The sequence below is a fragment of the Salinivibrio sp. MA607 genome (assembly GCF_001996245.1).
GTDB lineage: Bacteria > Pseudomonadota > Gammaproteobacteria > Enterobacterales > Vibrionaceae > Salinivibrio > Salinivibrio costicola.
In genome coordinates, this window is record NZ_MUFJ01000025.1 from 1 (window position 1) to 23,886 (window position 23,886).

The following is a 23,886-nucleotide window of genomic DNA, read 5'->3' on the forward strand; positions in this document are numbered from 1 at the left end:
ATGTATTAAATATAAGATTAGCTTAACCGCTAACGGGCGATTTCGCTATCCGTTGACGCTAACCTAACCAAGAAATCGACCAGATAGCTTAATCCATGTCAATTTCATGTCATCTTTCTCTCATTTTTGACCTTCCACTCACTCGCCTCAAGGGCTTTTATTTTGATGCGGAAAATAAAAATGTTGCTGTGTTTTACTAAAGCTTAATATAAAAATCAAACAAAAAAGGCCCAATTTGGGCCTTTGTTGTGGGAAGAAACCAGTTGAAGATTGCTAACCTGCTGTTACTGCTCTGTTTCCAGCTCAGTGAACATGCCAGCAAATAGTGGCGAACTGAGATAACGCTCGGCGGCACTTGGTAAAATTGTGACAATCGTCTTATTCGCAAACTCGGGGAGCTCGGCAATTTTGTTCGCGGCGACAACGGCTGCGCCTGATGAGATCCCACCTAGGATACCTTCTTCTTCCATCAAGCGGCGTGCCATGGCAATCGCTTCATCTGAGCTCACAGAAACGACCTGATCAACTAACTTAATATCCAAGTTTTTTGGGACAAAGCCGGCGCCGATGCCCTGAATTTTATGAGGGGCCGGTTGTACGTCTTGGCCAGCAATAGTTTGAGCAATCACGGGTGACTCCGCAGGCTCCACCGCGACGGTGGTAATGGCTTTCCCTTGCGTGTTTTTGATATAGCGGCTCACACCGGTCAGTGTCCCCCCGGTGCCGACACCGGCAACAAACACATCGATTTCACCGTCAGTATCTTCCCAGATCTCAGGGCCTGTGGTCTTTTCGTGAATTTCTGGGTTGGCTGGGTTGTCGAACTGCTGGAGCATAAGATATTTACCAGGCGCTTGCGCCATGATTTCCTCTGCTTTCGCAATTGCGCCTTTCATCCCTTTAGGCGCTTCGGTGAGCACCAATGTCGCGCCCATCGCTTTAAGTAGCTTACGACGCTCAAGGCTCATCGACTCTGGCATGGTAAGCGTCAATTTATACCCGCGTGCTGCGGCAACATAAGCCAGCGCAACCCCGGTATTACCACTCGTAGGTTCAATCAGCTCAATGCCTGGTTTCAGGGTGCCTTTTTTTTCCGCATCCCAGATCATGTTGGCACCGATGCGGCACTTCACACTAAAGCTTGGGTTACGTGCTTCTACTTTTGCTAACACATTCGGCTTAGCAACACGGTTTAGGCGTACCAGTGGGGTATGGCCAATTGTTTGCGTATTGTCTTCGTAAATCTTGCCCATTGTATCGTTCCTTCATGACACCGATTTAAATTACTGCTCCAAGCATATCGCTAATGCCTGTTTTTGAAAGGATCGGTTGGTTATATCTTATTGTGAGTGTGAAAGCGTAAGGGGCGCTAATTACGCCCCAACTGCTCTTTATGGCGATCGACCCACATGGCGGTTGCACCACATACTGCGGCAGGCATGACGATGAGATTCAGTAAAGGTGTCATAGTAAACAACATGACGACTGCGCCAAAGCTCAACGAGGTGCCTCGCTGTTGTTTGAGAGTATCGCGCATGGTTGGGAAAGCGACCTTATGGTTATCGAACGGGTAGTCGCAATACTGAATGGCCATCATCCAAGCGCTAAATAAAAACCAAAGCACAGGGCCTAAGGTTTGGCCAATGGCGGGGATCCAAAGCAATAACAATAATCCGAGTGCTTTGGGTATGTAATAGGTTAGCTTTTGCCACTCGCGCTTCATAACACGCGGTACATCCTTGATAAGTCCCGTGATCCCATCGTCGGGCGCGGGGGCACCGGTGAGTTTCGCTTCCAGATGCTCAGACAATAAGCCGTTGAATGGCGCCGCAATCCAGTTAGCGAGAGTACTGAATGCGTAGGAGAACACCACTAAAATCGCAATCACGACCAAAGGCCAAATCACAAACGAGAGCCAGGATAACCACTCAGGTAGCATAGCCATCCAGTGATCGAGCCATTCACTAAATTGTGAGAGTAAATAGATAAACGCCCCGCCAAGTAGCAGCACATTTACGAGGATCGGAATGATCACAAAGCGGCGTAATCCGGGTGTCATCATTAATGAAAACCCCTGAAAAAGGTAGCCCGCGCCGCTTTGAGGACGAGGGCGTGTCGCGTTGTTCATTGTTTCTCCTTGATGGTTTACGGTATCGACTGACGGTTTGCGGTTATAGTATGGGGGAGCCATGGCGATGACAATGACCCCATAATGGGAAAGTTTACGGATTTGTGTGTCTCGATTCGTTAAATTCTTCCCAACTTTTGATACAGTTAACTAAGTTGACCATGAACGCATTGCGTCAGCCATCGGGCCCCGCTTATGATTCCACTAACGTTTGCAAAGCTGTCGGCGTTGTGACATAAGCTAATCAAAACGCTGAACATAGATAGATTTGAGAATCAATGATGCAGGAATTGCGCCTTGTACTGATTGTTTTGGGAGCATTAGCAATTGCAGCTTTGCTGTTGCATGGTCTCTGGACAAACAAGAAAGAAAAGACGACCAAGTTCGGCGAAAAGCCGTTGGGAAAACTGGAAGACGATAACGACGCGCAAAAGTTTGACCAAGACGGTATTGGTGCGGTGAGAGTGGTCAGTAATACTAAGCATGGCAATGAAAAGCCCGCGCGTCAGGAGCCTGCTGTCAGCTTCGGCGACAAGCCTGATGTTGATCCTCTATTTGCCGGTGACACTCAGGTGGCGTCTGACTCAGAACAAACGCTTTACCCGTCAATGTCGGCAACCGATGATGATCCTAGCTTTGCCTCTGCGTCGGTTGCCTCCAATGATGGCGACGAGACAGGAGAGACAGAAGCTGCCAATATCGCCTCCGCGCAACCAGAAGCGGAAACAATGCATACCGACGGGGCGACTCAAGCTGAGGTTGATGAGCATGAAAGCCACGAGCGTGCGTCAGAAAAAACGGCAACCCAAGCCGATGAGCCCGACGATACCGAAGTATTAGTCTTACACGTGCATGCCAATAATAATGCGGTATTTAGTGGTTTGGACTTAATTCCGACCCTTGAGCAATATGGACTGCGCTTTGGTGACATGGGGATTTATCATCGTCATTCAGACTTATCTGGCAGTGGTAAGGTTCTATTCAGCGTCGCGAATATGGTCAAGCCCGGCACCTTTGATGTGAGTCACTCAGAGAGCTTTGAAACGCCTGGGATCAGCTTTTTTATGACGCTACCTTGCTACGGTGAGCCAGAGCAAAACTTTAAATTGATGCTGCAAACGGCACAACAAATTGCGGATGAGTTGGGTGGATTGGTATTAGATGATGCCCGCTCAATGATGACACCATCACGCCTTGACGAATACCGTGAGCGAGTGAAAGCCTTCAACGCCTCGTAACGCGCTTAACACCGATTGATGATTGCTTAGACGGACAGCGGGACATGGCTCCCGCTGTTGGCGATTTATCGATATACTTGCCTGCAACTCTGCTGATACGACGAACCAAACCATGGCTTACAGTAAACAACAACTTGATGACATTAAGCATCAGCTCAACTATCACGCCTACCGTTATTACGTTGAAGACAGTCCTGAGCTGCCCGATGCCGAATACGATCGTTTGATGCAAACGTTGCTGGCCATTGAAGCTGAGCATCCTGAATGGGTGACGTCAGATTCGCCTAGCCAGCGTGTAGGCGGCGCGCCACTGAGCGCTTTTGAAACCGTTACCCATGAGCTGGCGATGTTGTCGCTTGGTAACGCGTTCAGTGATGATGATCTCGTCGATTTTGAGCGCCGAGTCAAAGACAGACTCGGTAACACTGAACCCGTCACCTATACCTGTGAACCAAAGCTTGATGGCTTGGCTGTCAGCCTGATTTATGAAAACGGTGTATTGGTGCAGGCCGCGACGCGAGGCGATGGGACCACGGGCGAGAATATTACGCACAATGTAAAAACGATTCGCAATGTCCCATTGACCTTGCAAGCAGGGGATTGGCCTGAGCGTTTAGAAGTGCGTGGCGAAGTGTTTATGCCGAAAGCAGGCTTTGAAGCGCTTAATGAGGCAGCGTTAAAGCGTGGCGATAAAACCTTCGCTAACCCACGGAACGCTGCGGCGGGTAGCCTGCGTCAACTTGACTCGAAAGTCGCCGCCAATCGACCGCTGAGCTTTTATGCCTATGCGGTGGGCGTGATGTCGACACCGTTCGGAGAAGGGCAGAGCGAGCGCTTAAATAGGCTTAAAAAATGGGGGCTTGCCCTGAGCCCAGAAGTAAAACAAGTGTCGGGACTTGAGGGCGTTAAAGCCTACTACCAAGATATTTTGGCCCGCCGTGATGATCTGCCCTATGAAATTGATGGGGTGGTGATCAAAGTGGACAAGATAGCCAGCCAAGAAACGCTCGGATTTGTTGCACGGGCACCACGCTGGGCGATTGCCTATAAATTTCCGGCACAAGAAGAAATCACCCGCCTCAACGATGTTGAATTTCAAGTTGGCCGCACGGGCGCTATCACCCCAGTGGCGAAGCTTGAACCTGTTTTTGTCGGGGGCGTGACGGTGAGCAACGCGACCTTACATAACGGTGATGAAATAGAACGTTTAGGCGTGCACATTGGCGATACTGTGGTCATTCGCCGTGCGGGTGATGTGATCCCACAAGTGGTTGGCGTCGTGGAAAGCCGGCGTCCGGTGCAGGCGAAACCGATTGTGTTTCCCGACGCCTGTCCGGTCTGTGAGTCGGTCGTGACCCGCATTGAGGGTGAAGCGGTCGCACGCTGCACCGGCGGGCTTATTTGTCTGGCTCAGCGTAAAGAAGCGATCAAACACTTTGCCTCACGCAAGGCAATGGATATTGACGGCCTAGGCGATAAAATTGTCGAGCAGTTAATTGAAAAAGAGCTGATTGAAACGCCTGCCGATCTCTTCACTTTAACCCCAGGGCGTGTGACTCAACTAGATCGAATGGGGCCGAAATCGGCGCAAAATTTGGTTGATGCATTAGACAAAGCCAAAGCGACGACGTTATCACGCTTTATCTATGCGCTTGGGATCCGAGAAGTCGGTGAAGCCACCGCGCAAAATCTTGCCCTGCATTTTAAAACCTTAGACGCTCTGCGTGCAGCGAATGAAGAAGCACTGATTGCGGTGCCTGATGTGGGCGCCATTGTCGCGGGCCATATTGTTCGCTTTTTTGCTGAGCCACATAACCAAGCGGTTTTAGATGCGCTGCTCAACACCGGCATTCACTGGCCAGCGGTGAGTGCGCCATCAGACGAACAGGCACAACCGCTGGCGGGGAAAACCATTGTGCTGACCGGTACGCTATCGCAAATGTCACGCACCGATGCCAAAACGGCGTTACAGGCACTGGGCGCGAAAGTGACCGGCAGTGTCTCGGCAAAAACCGATATGTTGATCGCCGGTGAAGCGGCTGGCTCTAAACTGACGAAAGCACAAGATCTTGGCGTAACAGTCCTCGACGAAGACGCGATGATCGCCTTAATCAACCAGTAGTTTACATGGCCATGTGCAGCCTCTGCACATGGCCTGATTGTGGAATTTACCTGGACTGGTAAACTAACCGTTACTCATCATTCTCAGCACTGGGATAGGGATCCTAATGACTATCAAAACCCGCTTTGCCCCCAGCCCAACCGGCTTTTTGCACGTGGGCGGTGCACGTACCGCACTGTATTCTTGGTTAGCAGCACGCAGCCAAGGCGGTCAATTTGTCTTGCGAATTGAAGATACTGATATCGAACGTTCAACCCAAGAAGCGGTTGATGCTATTTTAACCGGCATGGAATGGTTAGGTCTTGATTGGGATGAAGGGCCGTACTACCAAACCAAGCGCTTTGATCGTTATAACGAATTAGTCGATCAGTTGCTGGCCGAAGACAAAGCCTACAAGTGTTATGCGCCCAAAGATCTTTTGGACACCATTCGTGAAGAGCAAAAAGCGAATGGCTTAAAGGCACGTTACGATGCTAATCACGCCAAAGTGGTTGAAGCAAACAGCCAAGCCAAGGCGGATGACCCGCATGTGATCCGTTTCCGCAACCCGAAAGAGGGTAAGGTTGTTTTTGACGATAAAATTCGTGGCCGTATTGAGATTGCCAACAGCGAGCTTGACGATCTGATTATTCGTCGAACGGATGGCAGCCCAACTTACAACTTCTGCGTCGTCGTGGATGATTGGGACATGGGGATCACCCAAGTTGTCCGCGGCGAAGATCACATTAACAACACGCCGCGCCAGATTAATATCTACGAGGCACTGGGCGCGCCCGTTCCTGAGTTTGCTCATTGCTCGATGATTCTAGGCGACGATGGCGCCAAATTGTCTAAACGCCACGGTGCGGTCAGCGTCATGCAGTACCGTGATCAAGGCTTCTTGCCGCAAGCGTTGCGTAACTACCTTGTGCGTCTTGGTTGGTCGCACGGTGACCAAGAGATATTTTCAATGGAAGAAATGATTGAATTTTTCTCATTGGGAGCGATCAGCAAGTCGGCGTCAGCGTTCAATACGGAGAAACTGCATTGGTTGAACAACCATTACATTAAGCATGGTGATCCGGACGAGGTCGCTAAGCACTTGCAGTGGCATCTTGATCAACAACAGATTGACGCTAGCCAAGGCCCTGCCTTGACAGACGTTATTGGATTGGTTGGCGAGCGCTGCAACACCCTGGTGGAATTAGCCGCACAAAGCCGTTACTTCTACCAAGACTTTGATGAAATAGACGCGACCGCCGCGAAAAAACATCTGCGTCCCGTCGCTTTAGAGCCGTTGCAAGTGGCAAAAGGCAAGATTGAAGCGCTGGATGATTGGACGGTTGATGCCCTGAAAGCGGTGATTGCCGATACGTGTGCAGAGCTAGACGTTGGTATGGGTAAAGTCGGCATGCCATTGCGTGTTGCAGTCACGGGTGGCGGTCAATCCCCATCTGTTGATGCGGTGATGCACCTGATTGGTAAAGATCGGGTAGTTGCCCGCATCGACCAAGCGATCAAGCTGGTTGAAGCGCGCGCAGCACAAAGCTAAATCCGGTTATCTTGAAGACTAGGTACGTTAGTCTGATGACAAAAGATAAGGGCGCTGAATGTCAGCGCCCTTTTTAATGGATGAAGGTTGGGGGATTAGTGCTTTTCTTCTTCCATTTGCGCACTGTCAACAATATGGTTTTCGCCCATTTGGCGCGGGAGTACTAAGTTGAGCACAATCGCTACCACACCACATAGGCTAATACCTTGCAGGCTAAAATCGCCAATGCCAAACGCCATGCCGCCGATACCAAATACCAAGGTGACGCCAACAATGGCAAGGTTACGCGAATCATGTAGGTCGACTTGATTACGAATTAACGTATTGAGCCCGACGGTCGCAATAGAGCCAAACAGCAAGATCATAATCCCGCCCATCACTGGTAAAGGAATGGTAAGCAGCATTGCCCCGAGCTTACCCACAAAGGCGAGTACGATGGCAGTGACCGCCGCATAGGTCATGATTTTGGGGTTAAACGCTTTGGTCAGCATTACCGCGCCCGTCACTTCACTATACGTGGTATTGGGTGGCGCGCCGAACAGTGAAGCGGCAATGGTTGCGGCACCATCACCGGCCATCGTACGGTGTAGGCCTGGCTTTTTCAGGTAGTCTTTACGGGTGACATTAGAAATGGCCAGCATATCGCCTACGTGCTCAACGGCAGGCGCGATGGCGACAGGGATCATAAATAAGATGGCATTGATGTTAAACTCTGGGAGGGTAAAAGCAGGCATCATCAACCAGCTCGCATTCGCAACTTGAGTAAAGTCAACAATACCAACGACGAGGCTGGCAACATAGCCCACCACAATCCCTGCCATAATCGGGACTAATTTGAAAAAGCCTTTCGCAAACACACTCACTGCAATGGTCGTGAGCAATGACAGCAAAGAGATCCAGATAGCCATGTCCCCCGCAATTAACTGCTCACTCCCATCGCCGGTTTTACCGAGTGCCATATTCACGGCGGTGGGAGCCAACCCAAGGCCGATAACCATAATCACAGGGCCAACTACAACCGGTGGCAGGAGCTTGTGAATAATATCCACGCCTTTAATCCGAATGATGGCGCCCATCAATAAATAGATCACACCGGCTGCCATGAGGCCACCCATGGTGGCGGGAATACCAAAATTGTTGACGCCGTACAAAATGGGAGCAATAAAAGCGAAGGAAGAGGCAAGGAAGATAGGGACGGAGCGGCGGGTGATGACTTGGAATATCAGGGTACCGATCCCGGCCCCAAAGAGTGCGACGTTCGGGTCGAGCCCGGTTAACAGTGGCACTAACACCAAGGCACCAAATGCGACGAACAGCATTTGTGCCCCTTGTAAAACTTGCAACATAATCTCACCTCCAAAAAAAATCGCGCAATGCTAGCACAAAGCGTTTATGTGATTCCCATCATGTTTTTAAATGTGAGATCGGTAGCAAATAAATGATGTAACGGATTTCATTTTAATCCATATGCAAACATAGTCAGCCTCATGATCGCTTGCTCGCCTTGATGGCATCGAATCAATGGTGTTTGCTGGTGGTGCGACCCCCTTTGTCCTCTCTTTTTTACAATTGAGGATTGCTGAACCTAGCGCTATCCGCTTATGATCGCTGGACGCCCATTTATCCATGTGGAAAAACTATGAATCGATTTTTGTTGGCCCTTATTGCCTGTGTTTGGTTGCCAAGTGCGATGGCAAGCCCCCTTTATCATGCCAGTATCCCGCTGGATAATGGCGCGCAAACCTCACAACAAGCGGCAAAAAAACAAGCGCTGATCGCGGTACTGACTAAAGTTTCGGGACAACGCGAGGTATCGGATAATCCTGCGGTCGAGCAAGCGCAGCAAGACGTCGATGGTTTCATCTCTCAGCTCGGATATGGAGAAAGCAAGGATCAATCTGATGGTGCCGCACAGCGAACACTCGAAGTCGGCTTTGATAGTCAAAAAATTCGCGCCGTGCTGCGCCAGGCAGGGTTGCCCTTATGGGGGAGTCCTCGCCCAGCGGTATTAGTGTGGCTCGTCGATGACCGTGATGGCGACCGGCAAATTATTTGGGAGCAAAGTGGGCGTCCTGTGATTGACCAACTACGTGATGCAGCGGCCATACGCGGCCTGCCGGTGTTAATTCCGGTGGGTGACTTTGATGATTTGATGGCGATCTCTAGCAGTGATCTGTGGGGCGGCTTTATTGATCCTGTTGAGCAAGCCAGTCAGCGCTACCAGCCCGATGGCATTGTGATCGGAAAGTTGACTGAGCAAGGGATCCGTTGGCAATTCTTCCCCGATACCAGTGACATGCAATCAGATCAAACTCGCGGGCAAGCCAATAATGCCCAAGCCATGATTGATACTATTGCTGATTACTATGCCGAGCAAACTGGTGTGGTACTCGATAACGATGATGAGCGTGCATCGCTTCAAATTGCCATTGCAGGCATGGATAACGGCGATGACTATGTCGATCTTGAGCACACATTAGCGGGGTTAAATGCGCTACAACAGGTGCACTTAGCAGAATTAAACGATGATACCCTGATTTTCGATGTACGTTTAGCGGCCTCTCAACAAGCACTAATCAACGAGCTCACCGCCAATCGACATATTCGCTTGATGACGCCTCAAGAGCGTGAGGCACGTACGATGGCACCCGCTGAAGAGCAAGATAGCACAATGTCAGAGGACAAGAGTGAGACTGCTGTATCCGACACTGATAGTGACAAGCAGACAACCGAGTTATTGTTTGCTACCCCAGCACTGACGGATAGCCGCGATGCCGATTCAACCGACAATCAACGCCTGTGGTTTGTGTGGACGTCTTAATCTGACCTGAAAAGCAATAGTCAAATATAAAGGCTAGCGACGACCGCTAGTCTTTTTGTGGATAAATAGTACGACACCAAGCAATCAGGCTCACCAGGCCACTGATAACAATCCACACCCAAAGCGGTCCGTTTCCCCATTGACGATAGGGTGTCAGCCCCTGTGTTTGAGTAATTTGTGTGGTTAAAACTTGCGTCTCAAATTGTGGCAATGAGGCGTCAATCTGGCCGCGTTCATCGACTAAAGCCGTCACCCCGTTATTGGTGGCTCGGATCACGGGTAAGCCGAACTCGAGCGCGCGCATACGCGCAATTTCTAGATGTTGCCAAGGCCCAATAGAGCGCCCAAACCAGGCGTCATTCGAGAGGGTAATAATGGCGTCGCTACTGGCGGTGAGGTTTTCACGGATTTGCGCGGGAAACGCAATTTCATAACACAGGGCGGTAATGTATTCCCAGCCGTTCGCAGGCAAAGCCGGTTGAATCGCTTCGCCTGGGGAAAATGACGACATGGGCAGATTAAAAATCGGCGCCAAAGGACGAAGCAGTGATTCAAACGGCACAAACTCGCCAAAGGGGAGTAAGTGATGTTTGCTGTACTGGGCGGGTGCTGGATACTGATAGCGCGGCGTTTTTGCACCGAGCGCGAGCACATTATTAAAATAGGTGCCATCCTCACGCTGATCGAGCGCCCCCGTGATCACCGTGGTTTGATTGTGCTTGCCCGCTTGGTCCAGCTGCGAAAAAAAGCGGGGGAGATCTCGCTCTAATGCGGGAATGGCGGCTTCTGGCCAAATCACCACGTCACTGTCCCAATGTTGACGGGTTAAATCCAGATACTTCATCAAGGTTGGCCAGCGTTGGTCGGCGCGCCACTTGAGTGCTTGAGGGACGTTGCCTTGGATCAGTGAGACCGTTTGCTGCTGATCGGTTTTGGTTGTCCACTTGACCGACCCGAGCCCTTCACTGACGGCAAAAAACCCTATGATAGCGATCATACCGAAGAGGCGAGCACGCCCCTGCCATTGTCCCCAATGGGGGGTCACCAAGGCGGCTAAGCCCGCAAGCGACACCAAGACGAGCGTGATCCCTTGTACACCCAGTACCGGGGCGATACCCGCAAACGGGCTGTCTATTTGGCTATAACCTGGCCATAACCAGGGAAAACCGGTAAATACCCAGCCTCTTAGCCAATCAACCACTAACCACAAGGCAGGTGCCAGCATCGTCCATTTTATGCCCGCTTGCTTGATGGGTGATTTATGTATCAGCCAGCCGAATAGCGCGGGGTAAAGCGATAAATAGACGATAAGCAGTGCCATCAAAAACAGGCCTGCGATCACAGGCATCCCGCCAAAATGGTCAATACTGACATACACCCAGCTTACCCCAGTTGTAAACTGGCCGAGCCCCCAGCTAAAACCTATCCAAGCCGCGCGTTTGGGCGAGGAAGCAACTTGCAGAAGAAGCAACAAGCCCCAGAGTGCGACCAACATAAAGGGCCAATAGGAAAAAGGGGAAAAGGCGAGGGTGGCGAGCGCACCAAAAAGGGCAGCCAATAATGGCTGCCCCAATGGGCGTAAACGGTTAGGCGTTTTCACTGTTCGATTCGCTACTGTCTGGAATGGTGACTTGTAGCTGAATGATACGACGACTATCAGCGGCCGTCACTTTAAAATGGTAGTCACCAATGTCGACTTCTTCACCACGATCAGGAAGATGACCAAAACTGGTCATAACCAACCCACCGATAGTGTCTACCACGTCATCTTGGAACTGGGCGCCAAAATGCTCGTTAAAGTCTTCTAAGGTGGTCAGTGCTTTCATCGAGAAGGTATGGCGACTGAGTTGGCGAATCTCTTGCTCTTCCTCATCGTCATACTCGTCTTCGATCTCGCCTACAATTTCTTCGAGAATATCTTCAATGGTGACAACACCCGATACCCCGCCGAATTCATCGATGACGATCGCCATGTGGTAGCGTTCTTCTTGGAACTCTTTAAGTAGACGGTCAACCCGCTTACTCTCTGGTACCACCACAACAGGGCGTAAGACCTTTTCGATGTCGAAATCTTCAGCATCGGGGCGCAGATAGCGCAACAAATCTTTCGCAAGCAAGATGCCTTCAACATGGTCTTTGTCATCACTGATCACAGGATAACGTGAGTGTTGGGCATCAATAATAATATTAATGATCGCTTCCAATGACTGCGATCGTTCAACGATTACCATCTGCGAACGGGGTATCATGATATCTCTCACACGCATGTCAGAGATTTGCATCACACCTTCCAGCATATCCCGGGTGTCCTGATCGATCAGGGCGTTTTGCTCTGAGTCGCGAAATACGTCCACCAGTTCTTGTCTGTCTTTTGGATCAGCTTGGAAAAACTGACCCAGCCGTTCGAAGAAGGTCTTCCTACTCGGACCGTCTGCGTTTTGCGAATTATCGTCGTTCATTCAATTTCATTCAGTTAGTTAACGCTCAATGAAGTCATTAGCATAAGGGTCACTGACCCCCATGGTTGCCAGGATCTTTCTTTCCAAGGCTTCCATTTGCTCGGCTTCATCATCCTCAATATGGTCGTAGCCCAATAAGTGTAAGCTACCATGGACGACCATGTGTGCCCAGTGATCCATCAGCGTTTTGCCTTGCTGCTGTGCCTCTTGCTCAACAACTTGGCGACATACCACCAGATCACCGAGTAAATCTATGTCTACCCCAGGAGGTGCTTCAAAGGGGAAAGATAACACATTCGTCGGTTTATCTTTGCCACGATAGTCGCGATTTAAGCTCTGGCTCTCACCTTCATCCACAATCCGGATCGTCACTTCCGCTTGAGGCTTGGCTTCGCGTATTGCATGTTCAAACCAAGCTTGAAGCTGGTCATCACTGGGCAGTCCCTGTTCGTCATCACAGGCGACCTGGACATCGACGTAATAGCTCATGATGGGTCCTGTGGTGGGATAGAGGTTGGTTGCACCGCGACTTGCTGTGCTTCACGCGCTTCTCGGCGACGTGCTTCAGCCTCTTTGCGTGCCTTCGCATCTTCTGCTTCCCACTTATCATAGGCCTGAACAATACGGGTAACCACTTGGTGGCGCACCACATCGTCGGCTTGGAAGAAGTGAAAGCTAATTTCATTCACGTCAGACAGCACTTCAATCGCATGGCGTAGCCCTGAGCGGGCATTGCGCGGTAAATCGACTTGGGTAACGTCACCGGTGATGACGGCCCGTGAATTAAAACCAATCCGAGTCAGGAACATTTTCATCTGCTCGACCGTGGTGTTTTGGCTTTCATCTAGGATGATAAAAGCATCATTCAAGGTTCGGCCACGCATATAAGCCAGCGGCGCTACCTCGATCACATTACGATCAATCAGTTTTTCGACCCGCTCAAAGCCAAGCATTTCAAACAAGGCATCGTACAAAGGGCGCAGATAAGGATCGACTTTTTGGCTGAGATCGCCGGGCAAAAAGCCCAGTTTTTCACCGGCCTCTACCGCAGGACGTGTCAGCAAAATACGGCGAATTTCTTGGCGTTCCAGCGCGTCTACCGCGGCTGCGACGGCGAGGTAGGTTTTACCTGTGCCCGCCGGACCAATGCCAAAAGTAATGTCATGATTGACCATATTGGCGATGTATTGCGCCTGATTTGGCGTGCGCGGTTTAATCACCCCTTTTTTGGTCTTGATGTTAATCTCTTTACCGTAAGGGATGCTCGATTCGGTGTTCTGTTCTAACACGCCAGACTCTTTGATCGCCAAATGAATAGCTTCGGGCTCAATGTCGGGCGAACTGCCACGCACGGGGGCCGTATCCACATACAGCCGCTTTAAGATGTCGACGGCGGCGTTGGCGGTGTGGGGTTTGCCCATCACCGTAAAGGCATTATGGCGGTGGCTAATTTCAACACCCAAGCGGCGCTCTAGTTGTTTGATATTATCGTCAAACGGGCCACATAAGTTGGCAAGACGGGTGTTGTCGGCAGGTTCTAATGTAAGGTCAAGAGAGATGATTTTAGACAAGATTATCCTCGCTTTCGGCGCCGGTCACCCGACGCCGTTGAATTGATGAACGCGTTATGGCGTGTATACACCAACACCAAGCTCGTTTTCGTTGCGCGTCTTCGCCATGATTTCGGTTGGCGAGACGGCGACACGCAAGTCCATATCTTTTTCGGTACGAACCAGCTCACCGCGGAGCGAGTTTGGCATCACTTCAGTAATTTTTACGTCAACAAATTGGCCAATCAAATCGACAGAGCCTTCAAAGTTGACCACTCGGTTATTCTCAGTACGGCCACGCAGCTCCATAAGATTCTTACGCGATGGCCCTTCGACTAAGATACGTTGTTCGGTTTCTAGCATCATACGTGAATAGCGCATCGCTTGGCTGTTCACTTGCTGCTGCAAACGGTACAGGCGTTCTTTTTTCACTTGCTCTGGTGTGTCGTCAGGCATATCTGCCGCTGGCGTCCCTGGGCGAGGTGAATACACAAAGCTGAAGCTCATATCAAAGTCGATATCGGTAATCAGCTTCATGGTCGCTTCAAAGTCTTGCTCGGTTTCTCCCGGGAAGCCGACGATAAAGTCTGAGCTGATGGTGATATCGGGACGTGCCTGACGCAACTTACGGATCTTGGATTTGTACTCAATCGCCGTGTGCGGGCGTTTCATCATGGTCAAGATTCGATCAGAGCCACTTTGTACCGGCAAGTGCAAAAAGCTCACCACTTCTGGCGTATCACGATACACCTCAATGATATCATCGGTAAACTCAACCGGATGACTGGTGGTGTAGCGAATGCGATCAATACCATCGATAGCGGCGACATAGCGCAGTAAGTCAGCAAAGGTACAGATGTCGCCATCATGGGTCTCACCGCGATAGGCATTCACATTCTGGCCTAGCAGGTTTACCTCACGCACACCTTGCTCGGCAAGCTGGGCAATTTCGAACAGCACATCGTCGAGCGGACGGCTCACTTCTTCGCCGCGCGTATACGGCACAACACAGAACGTACAGTATTTCGAGCAGCCTTCCATAATGGAGACAAACGCTGTCGCGCCATCGGCACGCGGTTCAGGCAGACTGTCAAACTTCTCAATTTCTGGGAAGGTAATGTCCATCACTGTGCCGCTATCGCCACGTGATTGTTTTATCATTTCAGGCAGGCGATGTAGCGTTTGGGGGCCAAAAATGACGTCCACATAAGGCGCACGCTCGCGGATGTGATCGCCTTCTTGGGTTGCCACACAACCACCAACGCCGATCACCAGCTCTGGATTCTTGTCTTTGAGTGTTTTCCAACGCCCCAGTTGGTGGAATACCTTTTCTTGTGCTTTTTCACGAATTGAACAGGTATTGAGGAGGAGAACATCTGCGTCTTCTGGTTGTTCGGTCAGCTCATAGCCACCGGCAGAATTTAGCAGATCTGCCATCTTGGATGAGTCATACTCATTCATTTGGCAACCCCAGGTTTTGATCAGCAGTTTCTTAGCCATGTAACTTCACGCTCATTATTAATCTTATGGTCGACATTACCCTTTCAAGCTGTATGGTTTTTAATCAGTCAATCAGCTTGGCAAGCCGCGTATTGTACTGCTTTCCTATATCGCTGACCAGATCACAGGTTGGGAGAAATGGTGTCAATCTGGATAAGTGATTGAGCCGACGCCGCAAAACGAGATCGGAAAAGCGAATTTGCCCCCACTTTGATCGGATTGATATCGAATTCTCGTTTACCTTCAGTAGAATGCTGGCATTAACGGGACAAAGAGACAGTCATGAATCAATTTGAAATTATTATTGTCGGCGGTGGCATGGTCGGTGCCGCTGCCGCATTAGGACTTGCCCGCCAAGGTCGGCAGGTGGCATTGATAGAACGCCAAGAACCGGATCCTTTCCATGCGTCACAACCGATGGATTTACGAGTGTCTGCGATATCTCATGCGTCTGTCAGTTTGCTTCAAGACTTAGGCGCATGGGCCGACATTGAAGCCATGCGAGTCTGTCCCTATCGACGATTAGAAACCTGGGAAGCAGAAGACAGCCGTGTGTGTTTCAGTGCCGACCAACTCGAATTACCACAGTTAGGATATATGGTCGAGAACCGCTTGATTCAACTCGGCTTGTGGCAACAGTTTGCTCGTTTTGACAATTTGCACCTTGTCTCACCGGCCTCGATCACGGGTATGGCGCAGGCGGGCGGTCTGCATCAACTCCAATTAGACAGTGGCGAAACACTAGAAGCGCCCTGGTTGATTGGTGCCGACGGTGCCCACTCGAAAGTGCGAGATTACGCGCAAATCGGTCTTACCAGCTGGGATTATCGTCAGCATTGCATGTTAATTCATGTCGAAACGGCCGCGCCCCAACAAGATATTACCTGGCAGCAATTCTTTCCCTCAGGGCCGCGGTCATTACTGCCATTGTGCGGCAACAATGCCTCATTAGTGTGGTATGACAGCCCGGCGCGAGTTCAACAGTTGTGTCAGCTCAATGCTGAGCAGCTTAAAGCCGAGATAGTGAGCCATTTCCCACCACAAGTGGGTGATGTCACCCCCATCAACTGGGGCGCGTTTCCGCTAACGCGTCGTCATGCCCAGCAATACCATCGTAACGGCGTAGTAGTCATGGGAGATGCCGCCCACACCATTAACCCGCTCGCGGGGCAAGGGGTGAACTTAGGCTTCAAAGACGTGAGCGCGTTGCTGGATGCCTGTGCCGATGCAGGCGCACAATGGCAAGCAGAGTCAACGTTAGCGGCGTACGAAAAAGCACGCCGTACGGATAACATGATGATGCAAACCGGGATGGATGTGTTTTATGCCGCGTTTAGTAACCGAATCATGCCTTTAAAACTGGCACGTAATGCGGTGTTTAAACTGGCTGAACACAGCGGCCCGGTGAAAAAACATGTATTGAAGTATGCGTTAGGGCTTTAGTCTTCGCGACAAGAACAAGGAGGTGACATGGCGAGCTACCAGAACATTATTTTTGATATTGGCAATGTGATCGTGCGTTGGTCACCAGAAGAGATTATCCGTCTAACCTTGGGGGACGCGGTGGATGCTCATGCATATGCCAATCAAATCTTCCCAAGTGACACTTGGCAAGCGCTGAATCGTGGCACGCTCACCGAGGCGCAAGCCAAGCAGCGTTTTGCCAATGACACGGCGCTTAGTCCCGAGCAGCTTGAGGCGCTGTTTTATTACATTAAACAGACTCAGATTTGTCTTTACGGCAGTGTCGAGTTACTTCACTCGGCCAAACAGGCCGGATATGGGGTTTATGCGTTAACCGATAATGTGCGCGAAATTGTTGCGTTCTTAAAACAGCGCTATGCGTTTTGGTCGCTGTTTGATGGTGCCATCGTGTCAGCCGAAGTAGGGTGTTTGAAACCTGAACCTGCTATTTATCAACGCTTGTTGGATGACTACCATCTTGACCCAGCTTCTTGCGTGTTTTTGGATGACAGGGTTGCGAACGTAGAAGGCGCGAAAGCGCTGGGCATGGCGGGCATACCCTTTACCGATGCACAGCAATGCCGCGCGGAACTAGCCAAAATGGGGATAGCGCTTTAACGGATTAAGTGAACACGAGCCCCTAAACGCAAAAAAGCCCACATGAAGTGGGCTTTTTTATATGGCTGGGGTACCAGGATTCGAACCTGGGAATGACGAGATCAAAACCCGTTGCCTTACCGCTTGGCGATACCCCAGTAGGTGTTACCTAACCCGGCCATTTAAACATCATGCCGAATTATAAAATTAATGGTGGCTACGACGGGATTCGAACCTGTGACCCCATCATTATGAGTGATGTGCTCTAACCAACTGAGCTACGTAGCCACTCTGTCAGGCATAGTGCCTTAAGACGCTGCGAATTATGCGGATCTGGGCGAAAGTCGTCAAGGTCTCGTTATTGTTTTTTTTGCGATTTTGCATTCATTGGCTGCAATAATCGCCATTTTGAACAATTTAACGGCAAAGCCTACCGAGTAGGTGGCGGAGAACGTTGAATGATGAGAATAAAAAAACCAGCCCGGAGGCTGGTCTAAATATCAATAGGATGGGGTCTCGACAACGCACCCTAAAGCATAACGTATGTGCGTATTAAACGTTGAAACGGAAGTGAATCACATCGCCATCTTTAACGATATATTCTTTCCCTTCCAAGCGCCATTTACCGGCATCTTTGGCGCCGTTTTCACCATTGTTAGCGATATAATCATCATAGCCAACCACTTCGGCACGAATAAAGCCTTTTTCAAAGTCGGTATGGATTTTACCCGCCGCCTGTGGCGCGGTCGAGCCAATCGGCACTGTCCAAGCACGTACTTCTTTCACGCCTGCGGTAAAATAGGTGTGCAGAGTGAGTAGCTCGTAACCGGCGCGAATCACGCGGTTTAGGCCAGGCTCTTCAAGGCCCATTTCATCCAAGAAAGCCGCCGCTTCTTCGGCATCTAGCTCGGCAATCTCGCCTTCGATTTCCGCACACACGGCCACCACGGTTGCGTCTTCTTGGGCGGCAATTTCACGCACTTTGTCGAGGTACGGGTTGTTTTCAAAACCATCATCATTGACGTTGGCAATGTACATGGTCGGCTTAAGCGTCAAAAAGTTAAGATATTGTACTGCTGCGGCTTCTTCTTTGCTCAGTTCGACCGAGCGCAACATCTTGCCTTCTTCTAGGACAGGGAGCAGTTTTTCAAGCACGGTTAGCTCAAATTTGGCATCTTTATCGCCACCTTTGGCTTTTTTGGCGTTGCGCTGCATCGCACGCTCACAGCTTTCAAGATCAGCCAGCGCAAGCTCGGTGTTAATCACGTCAATATCATCAGCCGGATCCACTTTACCTGCCACGTGAACGATATTGTCATTCTCAAAGCAACGTACCACATGACCAATCGCATCGGTTTCACGGATGTTCGCTAGGAACTTGTTCCCTAAACCTTCACCGCGCGATGCGCCGGCAACTAAGCCGGCGATGTCAACGAACTCCATCGTGGTGGGGAGCACTTTCTGTGGATTGACAATTTTCGCCAGCGCATCCAAGCGTAGATCAGGGACAGGGACCACGCCCGTATTGGGTTCAATCGTACAAAATGGAAAGTTAGCCGCATCAATGCCGGCCTTGGTCAGTGCATTAAACAGAGTGGATTTGCCTACGTTTGGTAGACCCACGATGCCACATTTAAAACCCATGAGATGGTAACCCTTTAATCAAAATTACTGTGCTTTGAAGGTATGTAGACGATTTTGCGCCTTGGCGAGATCATCTTTGAGCAGGATCTCGAGGCTGCGTACTGCCTCGTCAGTGGCCTGCTCTAGCAGGCTCTGCTCATTAGCGGGGGCTTTGGTAAGCACGTATCCCGCTACCTTATCCTTGTGACCCGGATGACCGATGCCTATCCGAAGCCGATAAAACGATTTGTCATTTGCAAGTTTGCTAATGGTATCACGCAGGCCATTATGGCCACCGTGTCCACCACCTTGCTTAAACTTGGCCACACCGGGTGGTAAGTCTAGCTCGTCATGCGCCACCATGATGGCGTCGACGGGAATATTGTAAAAGTTGGCCATGGCTTGCACCGCTTTACCCGACAAGTTCATGTACGTGGTCGGGATCAACACACGGAGATCGTGTCCATGTACATTGATACGGCCGGTTAAGCCGAAGAACTTTTTCTCTTCTTTTAGCGGCACGTTGTGAATACGTGCTAGCTCCTGAACGACCCAAGCACCGGCATTATGGCGCGTTTGGCTGTATTCAGGGCCTGGATTGGCCAATCCCACTAGTAAGCGGATTTGATTACTCACGACGTTTCTCGCTATCTATCTACTTATCGTAGCCGGTGAGCATCGAGCCCACGCAAAAAGGCGCCATATCCTACCATTGATATGGCTAAAGGATCGAGTCAGCCATTCAAAATGGGCAATAAAAAAACACCCTGCACAAGGGCAGGGTGTTTCTTGTCGGTCTATGACAATGCGTTAAGAATTAAACATTGCAGAGATCGACTCTTCATTACTGATACGGCGAATCGCTTCTGCCAGCATGCCCGACAGTGTTAATTGAGACACACGCCCGGTTGCTTGAATTTCGGCGCTCAATGGTGTGGAGTCAGTGACCACAATTTCATCAATGACGGACTCAGCGATATTCTTCGCTGCATCCCCCGAGAATACCGGATGCGTTGCATAGGCGAATACACGCTTAGCGCCACGGTTCTTCAGGGCTTCGGCGGCTTTACACAGGGTGCCACCGGTATCAATCATGTCATCAACAATGATGCAGTCACGGCCTTCAACGTCGCCAATCAAGTGCATGACTTGCGACACGTTAGCACGCGGACGGCGCTTATCAATGATGGCAATGTCAGTGTCATCCAATAGTTTGGCCGTCGCACGCGCTCGCACAACCCCGCCAATATCAGGAGAAACGACCACTGGGTCTTCTAAATTTTTCGCCAGCATGTCTTCAAGCAGCACAGGGGTACCGAAGATATTATCAACAGGGACGTCGAAAAAGCCTTGGATTTGTTCTGCGTGGAGGTCCACAGTGAGTACGCGGTCAACGCCAACGTTAGAAAGGAAATCTGCAATAACTTTTGCGGTGATAGGAACACGGGAGGAGCGTACGCGGCGGTCTTGACGGGCATAACCAAAGTAGGGGATAACTGCGGTTATGCGGCCAGCCGACGCACGTCGGAACGCATCTATCATCACGACCAATTCCATTAAGTTGTCATTGGTCGGTGCACAGGTAGATTGGATGACGAACACGTCACTACCGCGCACGTTCTCGTTAATCTGAACACACACTTCACCGTCAGAAAAACGGCCAACAGTGGCGTCACCCAGTGACATGTAAAGACGGTTTGCGATACGTTGGGCGAGAACGGGTGTCGCGTTACCAGCGAACAGCTTCATATCAGGCACGGTGGAAACCTCGGGTTGCATCCATTTAATAGTCACTGGCTCACAGTGTGTTGCTGTAGCGCATCGAGTAGGGGCGATCGGTTCAACCCTCGTGCAACAAACCCTGTCAGCCAGTTAGGCATAGTGTCGAGTGTGTTCTGGGCATCATGTGCGGTGTCAAACTCGGCAAACACGCACGCGCCTGTCCCAGTCATCCTAGACGGCGCATATTCTAGCAGCCACGAAACAGCCTTATCAACCTCGGGGAATTGTTTACGGGCTATCTTTTCGCAATCGTTTTCGTATTTTTGCTCCATAAGCTCAGAAACTGTGCGCTTTGGCGTACTTCTTTGCAAGTCTGGATGAGWAAAAATTGCAGCGGTGGAAATAGACACGTCAGGCTTAACCACCAAGTAATATTTCTCATCAGGGCATACAGACGTCAATTTTTCGCCAACGCCTTCCGCCAACGCCGCATGACCGTGAATGAAAATAGGCACGTCAGCCCCCAAGCCTAGGCCAATGTTTGCCAGTGTAGTCTGGCTCACCTGGGTTTGCCATAAATGATTCAACGCCACCAAGGTCGTGGCTGCATCTGATGAGCCTCCGCCCAGCCCGCCGCCCATGGGCAAATGTTTTTCCAGATGAATATCTGCGCCTTGTGAGCATCCGGTATGGTTTTGCAGCGCCTTGGCGGCTTTGATAATCAGATTGTCTTCCTCATCGACGCCGTCAATGGCGGGGCTAAGGTTGATCGTGCCGCTGTGATTGGGCGTAATAGCCAAGGTGTCGCCATGATCTAAAAACTGAAACAAGGTTTGCAGTTCGTGATAACCATTAGCTTGGCGTCCATTGATATAAAGAAATAAGTTAAGTTTCGCTGGCGCTGGCCAGTAGGTTGTGTCAGTCATTATCGAGTGTCCAAGTAGAAATCATCAGTTTGATCGTTTGCTGGTCGTTACTGAGCGTGATTCGAGTTGGAAGCGCAGGCTGGGTCTCGGCGCTGTAGTCTTGATAATCGATATCCCAACCTTGTGTGTCGTCGAGGGCGGCCAAGCGGTTATCGGGGCCGAGTGAGAAGCGGTCTTGTGCGCGTGGTAGGCCAATCAACCAAGGGGCAAGCGCATCAACGGGTAAATGGGCGTCGGTCAAATAGGCGATCAAACGGGCTGGATTAGGGTCTTGGTATTGCTTGCCCTGATCATCAACCAAGGTTGCGCCTTGCGCATTCATGGTTAGGGACAACAGGGTGGTTCCCAAAAAATTCGTTAGCCGCAGTGTCGATTCAGTCGGAGAATGGCGCCAGTAAAGGTTGGCAGAAAAGCGCGTATCTGGTGCGATAAAAGCCACCTTACCGCGTGCGGTATAACTGTCTATGGTCTCAAGCGATGCGCGATGCGTTTGCCATTCTGTGGTAGGAGCCGGCGCCGTTGCACAGCCAGAGAGCACCGCAAAGACGACCGTCAACATACTGATTCGTATACAAGAGAAACCAGCGCGTATACAAGGGAAGCCAGTGCGCATAAAAGAGAAACCAGCGCGTATACAAGAGAAAACAGTACGTATACAGGAGAACATGAAAGCGAGTATCCTTTTATAACGTCAACAGACAGTGATCAGCATTTGGCATTACTTTGCCATAAGCGCCGAGGTGAGAGAAGTCAGTTAGGCACTTAGCCGTGCGGGAGGAAAGAATGGGTATAGTTGTTGTTGGCCAGTCTGTCATCAATCTCGTGAGGCTTCACATTTCCGCACCACGAAAATACTGCGATACAATGTTCGCTTTAATTCACGGGGGGCATCAAGTAAAATCCCCCGCTCCAATCCTTACTGGTGCTGTCGGTAACAACGCTTCATGAGCCTGTTAGTTCTCGGAATCAATCACAAAACGGCCCCCGTCGAGCTGCGGGAAAAGGTCGCCTTTTCGCCGCAACAACTGGAGCAGGCGTTAGGGCAGCTTTCCGAGCATCCGCAGGTGCGCAGCTGTGTGATTGTCTCAACCTGCAATCGCACCGAAATCTACGCCGAGTTAAACCAACCTGGTGTCGGGGTCTTGGTTGAATGGCTCACACGCTTTCATCAACTCAGTGGCGAAAGTTTGATGGCAAGCATTTATTATCACGAGGAACAATCTGCGGTGAAGCATCTGATGCGTGTTGCCTGTGGGTTAGATTCTTTGGTGTTAGGTGAGCCGCAGATATTAGGTCAAGTTAAACAAGCGTACGCGAGTGCCAGTGATGCCGATATGATTTCCGGCTCGTTGGAAAAATTGTTCCACAAAACCTTTGCGGTGGCAAAACGGGTACGAACCGAGACCGAAATTGGTGGCAACGCGGTATCTGTTGCATTTGCGGCCTGTACGTTGGCCCGCCAGATTTTTGAATCCTTAGCGGACGTCACCACATTGTTGGTTGGCGCGGGAGAAACGATTGAACTGGTTGCGAGACATTTGCATGAGCATCAATGCAGCCAAATTATCTTTGCGAACCGTACGCAATCGCGCGCTCAATGTTTAGCTGAACAGTTTGATGCCAAAGTGATTGGCTTAGACGCGTTACCCGAGCAGCTTTGCCACGCCGATATCGTGATCAGTTCAACGGCGGCGCCCATGCCTTTGATTGAAAAAGCGATGGTTGAAAAAGCCTTGAAACAGCGACGCCACCAACCCATGCTGTTAATCGATATCGCGGTACCACGAGACATAGACGAGAAAGTGGGCAACTTATCGGATGCTTATTTGTACAGTGTGGATGACTTACAATCTATCGTAGAGCACAATCGAGAACAACGAAAGTTGGCCGCGATCCAAGCAGAAGCCATTGTCACTGAAGAAAGCGCCGACTTTATGCGCTGGTTACGTTCACGCGAAGCGGTAGATAGCATCAAGCAATACCGGACACAGTCCGAACACATTAAACAGGCGGAGCTGGCGCAGAGTATTCAAGCCCTTGCCAATGGGGCTGACGCAGAAAGCGTATTACGCCAGCTTAGTAACCGCCTGACCAATAAACTGATCCACCCTCCGACACAAGCGATGCAGCAGGCTGCCCAAAATGGTGAGCCCGATAAACTGGCCGTGATGCGTACGTGCTTGGGGCTGGACAGCGACAACTAAC

General features: G+C 50.5%; 20 protein-coding genes and 2 tRNA genes. 7 read left to right on the forward strand and 15 right to left on the reverse strand.

What is annotated here, in order from left to right; translation table 11 throughout:
• Window positions 1-284: 284 nt before the first annotated feature.
• Together cysK and cysZ are read right to left on the reverse strand one after the other, a co-directional pair.
• The gene (gene cysK, locus BZG81_RS11755) at window positions 285-1,253 is read right to left on the reverse strand and encodes a cysteine synthase A (RefSeq protein WP_077461598.1); all 969 of its coding nucleotides are present in this window, start codon (window positions 1,251-1,253) and stop codon (window positions 285-287) included.
• A 116-nt stretch (window positions 1,254-1,369) separates the two neighbouring features.
• Entirely contained in the window at window positions 1,370-2,128 is a 759-nt protein-coding gene (cysZ, locus tag BZG81_RS11760) for a sulfate transporter CysZ (RefSeq protein WP_025744477.1), read from the reverse strand.
• Window positions 2,129-2,406: 278 nt separating this feature from the next.
• On the opposite strand from cysZ, the gene zipA reads away from it, so the two are divergent.
• The 3 genes from zipA (at window position 2,407) to gltX (ending at window position 7,019) form a co-directional block, all read left to right on the forward strand.
• Complete coding sequence (zipA, locus tag BZG81_RS11765; RefSeq protein ID WP_077660750.1) at window positions 2,407-3,366, forward strand: cell division protein ZipA; 960 nt, start codon at window positions 2,407-2,409, stop codon at window positions 3,364-3,366.
• A 112-nt stretch (window positions 3,367-3,478) separates the two neighbouring features.
• Window positions 3,479-5,488, forward strand: coding sequence for an NAD-dependent DNA ligase LigA (ligA, locus tag BZG81_RS11770; protein WP_077677468.1), 2,010 nt, complete (start codon window positions 3,479-3,481; stop codon window positions 5,486-5,488).
• A gap of 106 nt (window positions 5,489-5,594) precedes the next feature.
• Window positions 5,595-7,019, forward strand: a complete 1,425-nt coding sequence (gene gltX / locus BZG81_RS11775) for a glutamate--tRNA ligase (protein ID WP_077677469.1) — start codon at window positions 5,595-5,597, stop codon at window positions 7,017-7,019.
• Window positions 7,020-7,114: 95 nt separating this feature from the next.
• Here gltX and BZG81_RS11780 read toward each other — a convergent pair whose 3' ends face one another.
• The gene (locus tag BZG81_RS11780) at window positions 7,115-8,365 is read right to left on the reverse strand and encodes a uracil-xanthine permease family protein (protein ID WP_077647135.1); all 1,251 of its coding nucleotides are present in this window, start codon (window positions 8,363-8,365) and stop codon (window positions 7,115-7,117) included.
• Window positions 8,366-8,658: 293 nt separating this feature from the next.
• Here BZG81_RS11780 and BZG81_RS11785 point away from each other — a divergent pair, with 293 nt between their 5' ends.
• Window positions 8,659-9,840 (forward strand): DUF2066 domain-containing protein, encoded by a 1,182-nt coding sequence (locus BZG81_RS11785; RefSeq protein ID WP_077677470.1) that lies wholly within the window; start codon window positions 8,659-8,661, stop codon window positions 9,838-9,840.
• Between the two features lie 46 nt (window positions 9,841-9,886).
• On the opposite strand, the gene lnt is transcribed toward BZG81_RS11785, so the two are convergent.
• From lnt to miaB, 5 genes are read right to left on the reverse strand one after another with little or no spacing between them, the layout of a single operon-like run.
• On the reverse strand, window positions 9,887-11,440 hold the full coding sequence (gene lnt / locus BZG81_RS11790; RefSeq protein ID WP_077677471.1) for an apolipoprotein N-acyltransferase: 1,554 nt from the start codon (window positions 11,438-11,440) through the stop codon (window positions 9,887-9,889).
• Window positions 11,427-12,299 carry a CNNM family magnesium/cobalt transport protein CorC gene (gene corC / locus BZG81_RS11795; RefSeq protein ID WP_025744481.1) on the reverse strand — a complete coding sequence of 291 codons (873 nt, stop codon included), beginning with the start codon at window positions 12,297-12,299 and terminating at the stop codon, window positions 11,427-11,429. Before corC ends, lnt begins: the two co-directional genes overlap by 14 nt.
• Before the next feature lie 18 nt (window positions 12,300-12,317).
• Window positions 12,318-12,788 (reverse strand): rRNA maturation RNase YbeY, encoded by a 471-nt coding sequence (gene ybeY / locus BZG81_RS11800; RefSeq protein ID WP_025744482.1) that lies wholly within the window; start codon window positions 12,786-12,788, stop codon window positions 12,318-12,320.
• Window positions 12,785-13,870 carry a PhoH family protein gene (locus BZG81_RS11805; RefSeq protein ID WP_077461590.1) on the reverse strand — a complete coding sequence of 362 codons (1,086 nt, stop codon included), beginning with the start codon at window positions 13,868-13,870 and terminating at the stop codon, window positions 12,785-12,787. Before BZG81_RS11805 ends, ybeY begins: the two co-directional genes overlap by 4 nt.
• A gap of 54 nt (window positions 13,871-13,924) precedes the next feature.
• On the reverse strand, window positions 13,925-15,349 hold the full coding sequence (gene miaB / locus BZG81_RS11810; RefSeq protein ID WP_077461589.1) for a tRNA (N6-isopentenyl adenosine(37)-C2)-methylthiotransferase MiaB: 1,425 nt from the start codon (window positions 15,347-15,349) through the stop codon (window positions 13,925-13,927).
• A gap of 282 nt (window positions 15,350-15,631) precedes the next feature.
• Between miaB and BZG81_RS11815 the strand changes: the two genes are divergently transcribed.
• On the forward strand, window positions 15,632-16,792 hold the full coding sequence (locus tag BZG81_RS11815) for a 2-octaprenyl-3-methyl-6-methoxy-1,4-benzoquinol hydroxylase (RefSeq protein ID WP_077677472.1): 1,161 nt from the start codon (window positions 15,632-15,634) through the stop codon (window positions 16,790-16,792).
• A gap of 27 nt (window positions 16,793-16,819) precedes the next feature.
• Complete coding sequence (locus BZG81_RS11820; protein WP_077677473.1) at window positions 16,820-17,431, forward strand: HAD family hydrolase; 612 nt, start codon at window positions 16,820-16,822, stop codon at window positions 17,429-17,431.
• 62 nt (window positions 17,432-17,493) lie between these two features.
• Here the strand turns inward: BZG81_RS11820 and BZG81_RS11825 are convergent.
• From BZG81_RS11825 to lolB, 7 genes are all read right to left on the reverse strand, one after another.
• Window positions 17,494-17,568, reverse strand: a tRNA-Gln gene (locus BZG81_RS11825).
• Between the two features lie 53 nt (window positions 17,569-17,621).
• Window positions 17,622-17,698 (reverse strand) — tRNA-Met (locus BZG81_RS11830).
• A 264-nt stretch (window positions 17,699-17,962) separates the two neighbouring features.
• Window positions 17,963-19,054, reverse strand: a complete 1,092-nt coding sequence (gene ychF / locus BZG81_RS11835; RefSeq protein WP_025744486.1) for a redox-regulated ATPase YchF — start codon at window positions 19,052-19,054, stop codon at window positions 17,963-17,965.
• A 24-nt stretch (window positions 19,055-19,078) separates the two neighbouring features.
• Window positions 19,079-19,669 (reverse strand): aminoacyl-tRNA hydrolase, encoded by a 591-nt coding sequence (gene pth, locus BZG81_RS11840; protein WP_077460058.1) that lies wholly within the window; start codon window positions 19,667-19,669, stop codon window positions 19,079-19,081.
• 174 nt (window positions 19,670-19,843) lie between these two features.
• Window positions 19,844-20,791 (reverse strand): ribose-phosphate pyrophosphokinase, encoded by a 948-nt coding sequence (locus BZG81_RS11845; protein ID WP_025673291.1) that lies wholly within the window; start codon window positions 20,789-20,791, stop codon window positions 19,844-19,846.
• Between the two features lie 32 nt (window positions 20,792-20,823).
• A complete protein-coding gene (ispE, locus tag BZG81_RS11850) occupies window positions 20,824-21,681 on the reverse strand; it encodes a 4-(cytidine 5'-diphospho)-2-C-methyl-D-erythritol kinase (RefSeq protein WP_077677474.1) in 858 nt (285 codons plus the stop codon).
• Window positions 21,674-22,240 carry a lipoprotein insertase outer membrane protein LolB gene (gene lolB, locus BZG81_RS11855; RefSeq protein ID WP_158011846.1) on the reverse strand — a complete coding sequence of 189 codons (567 nt, stop codon included), beginning with the start codon at window positions 22,238-22,240 and terminating at the stop codon, window positions 21,674-21,676. Before lolB ends, ispE begins: the two co-directional genes overlap by 8 nt.
• Window positions 22,241-22,625: 385 nt before the next feature.
• Here lolB and hemA point away from each other — a divergent pair, with 385 nt between their 5' ends.
• Window positions 22,626-23,885, forward strand: coding sequence for a glutamyl-tRNA reductase (hemA, locus tag BZG81_RS11860; RefSeq protein WP_077460061.1), 1,260 nt, complete (start codon window positions 22,626-22,628; stop codon window positions 23,883-23,885).
• The last annotated feature ends 1 nt before the right edge of the window (window position 23,886 follow it).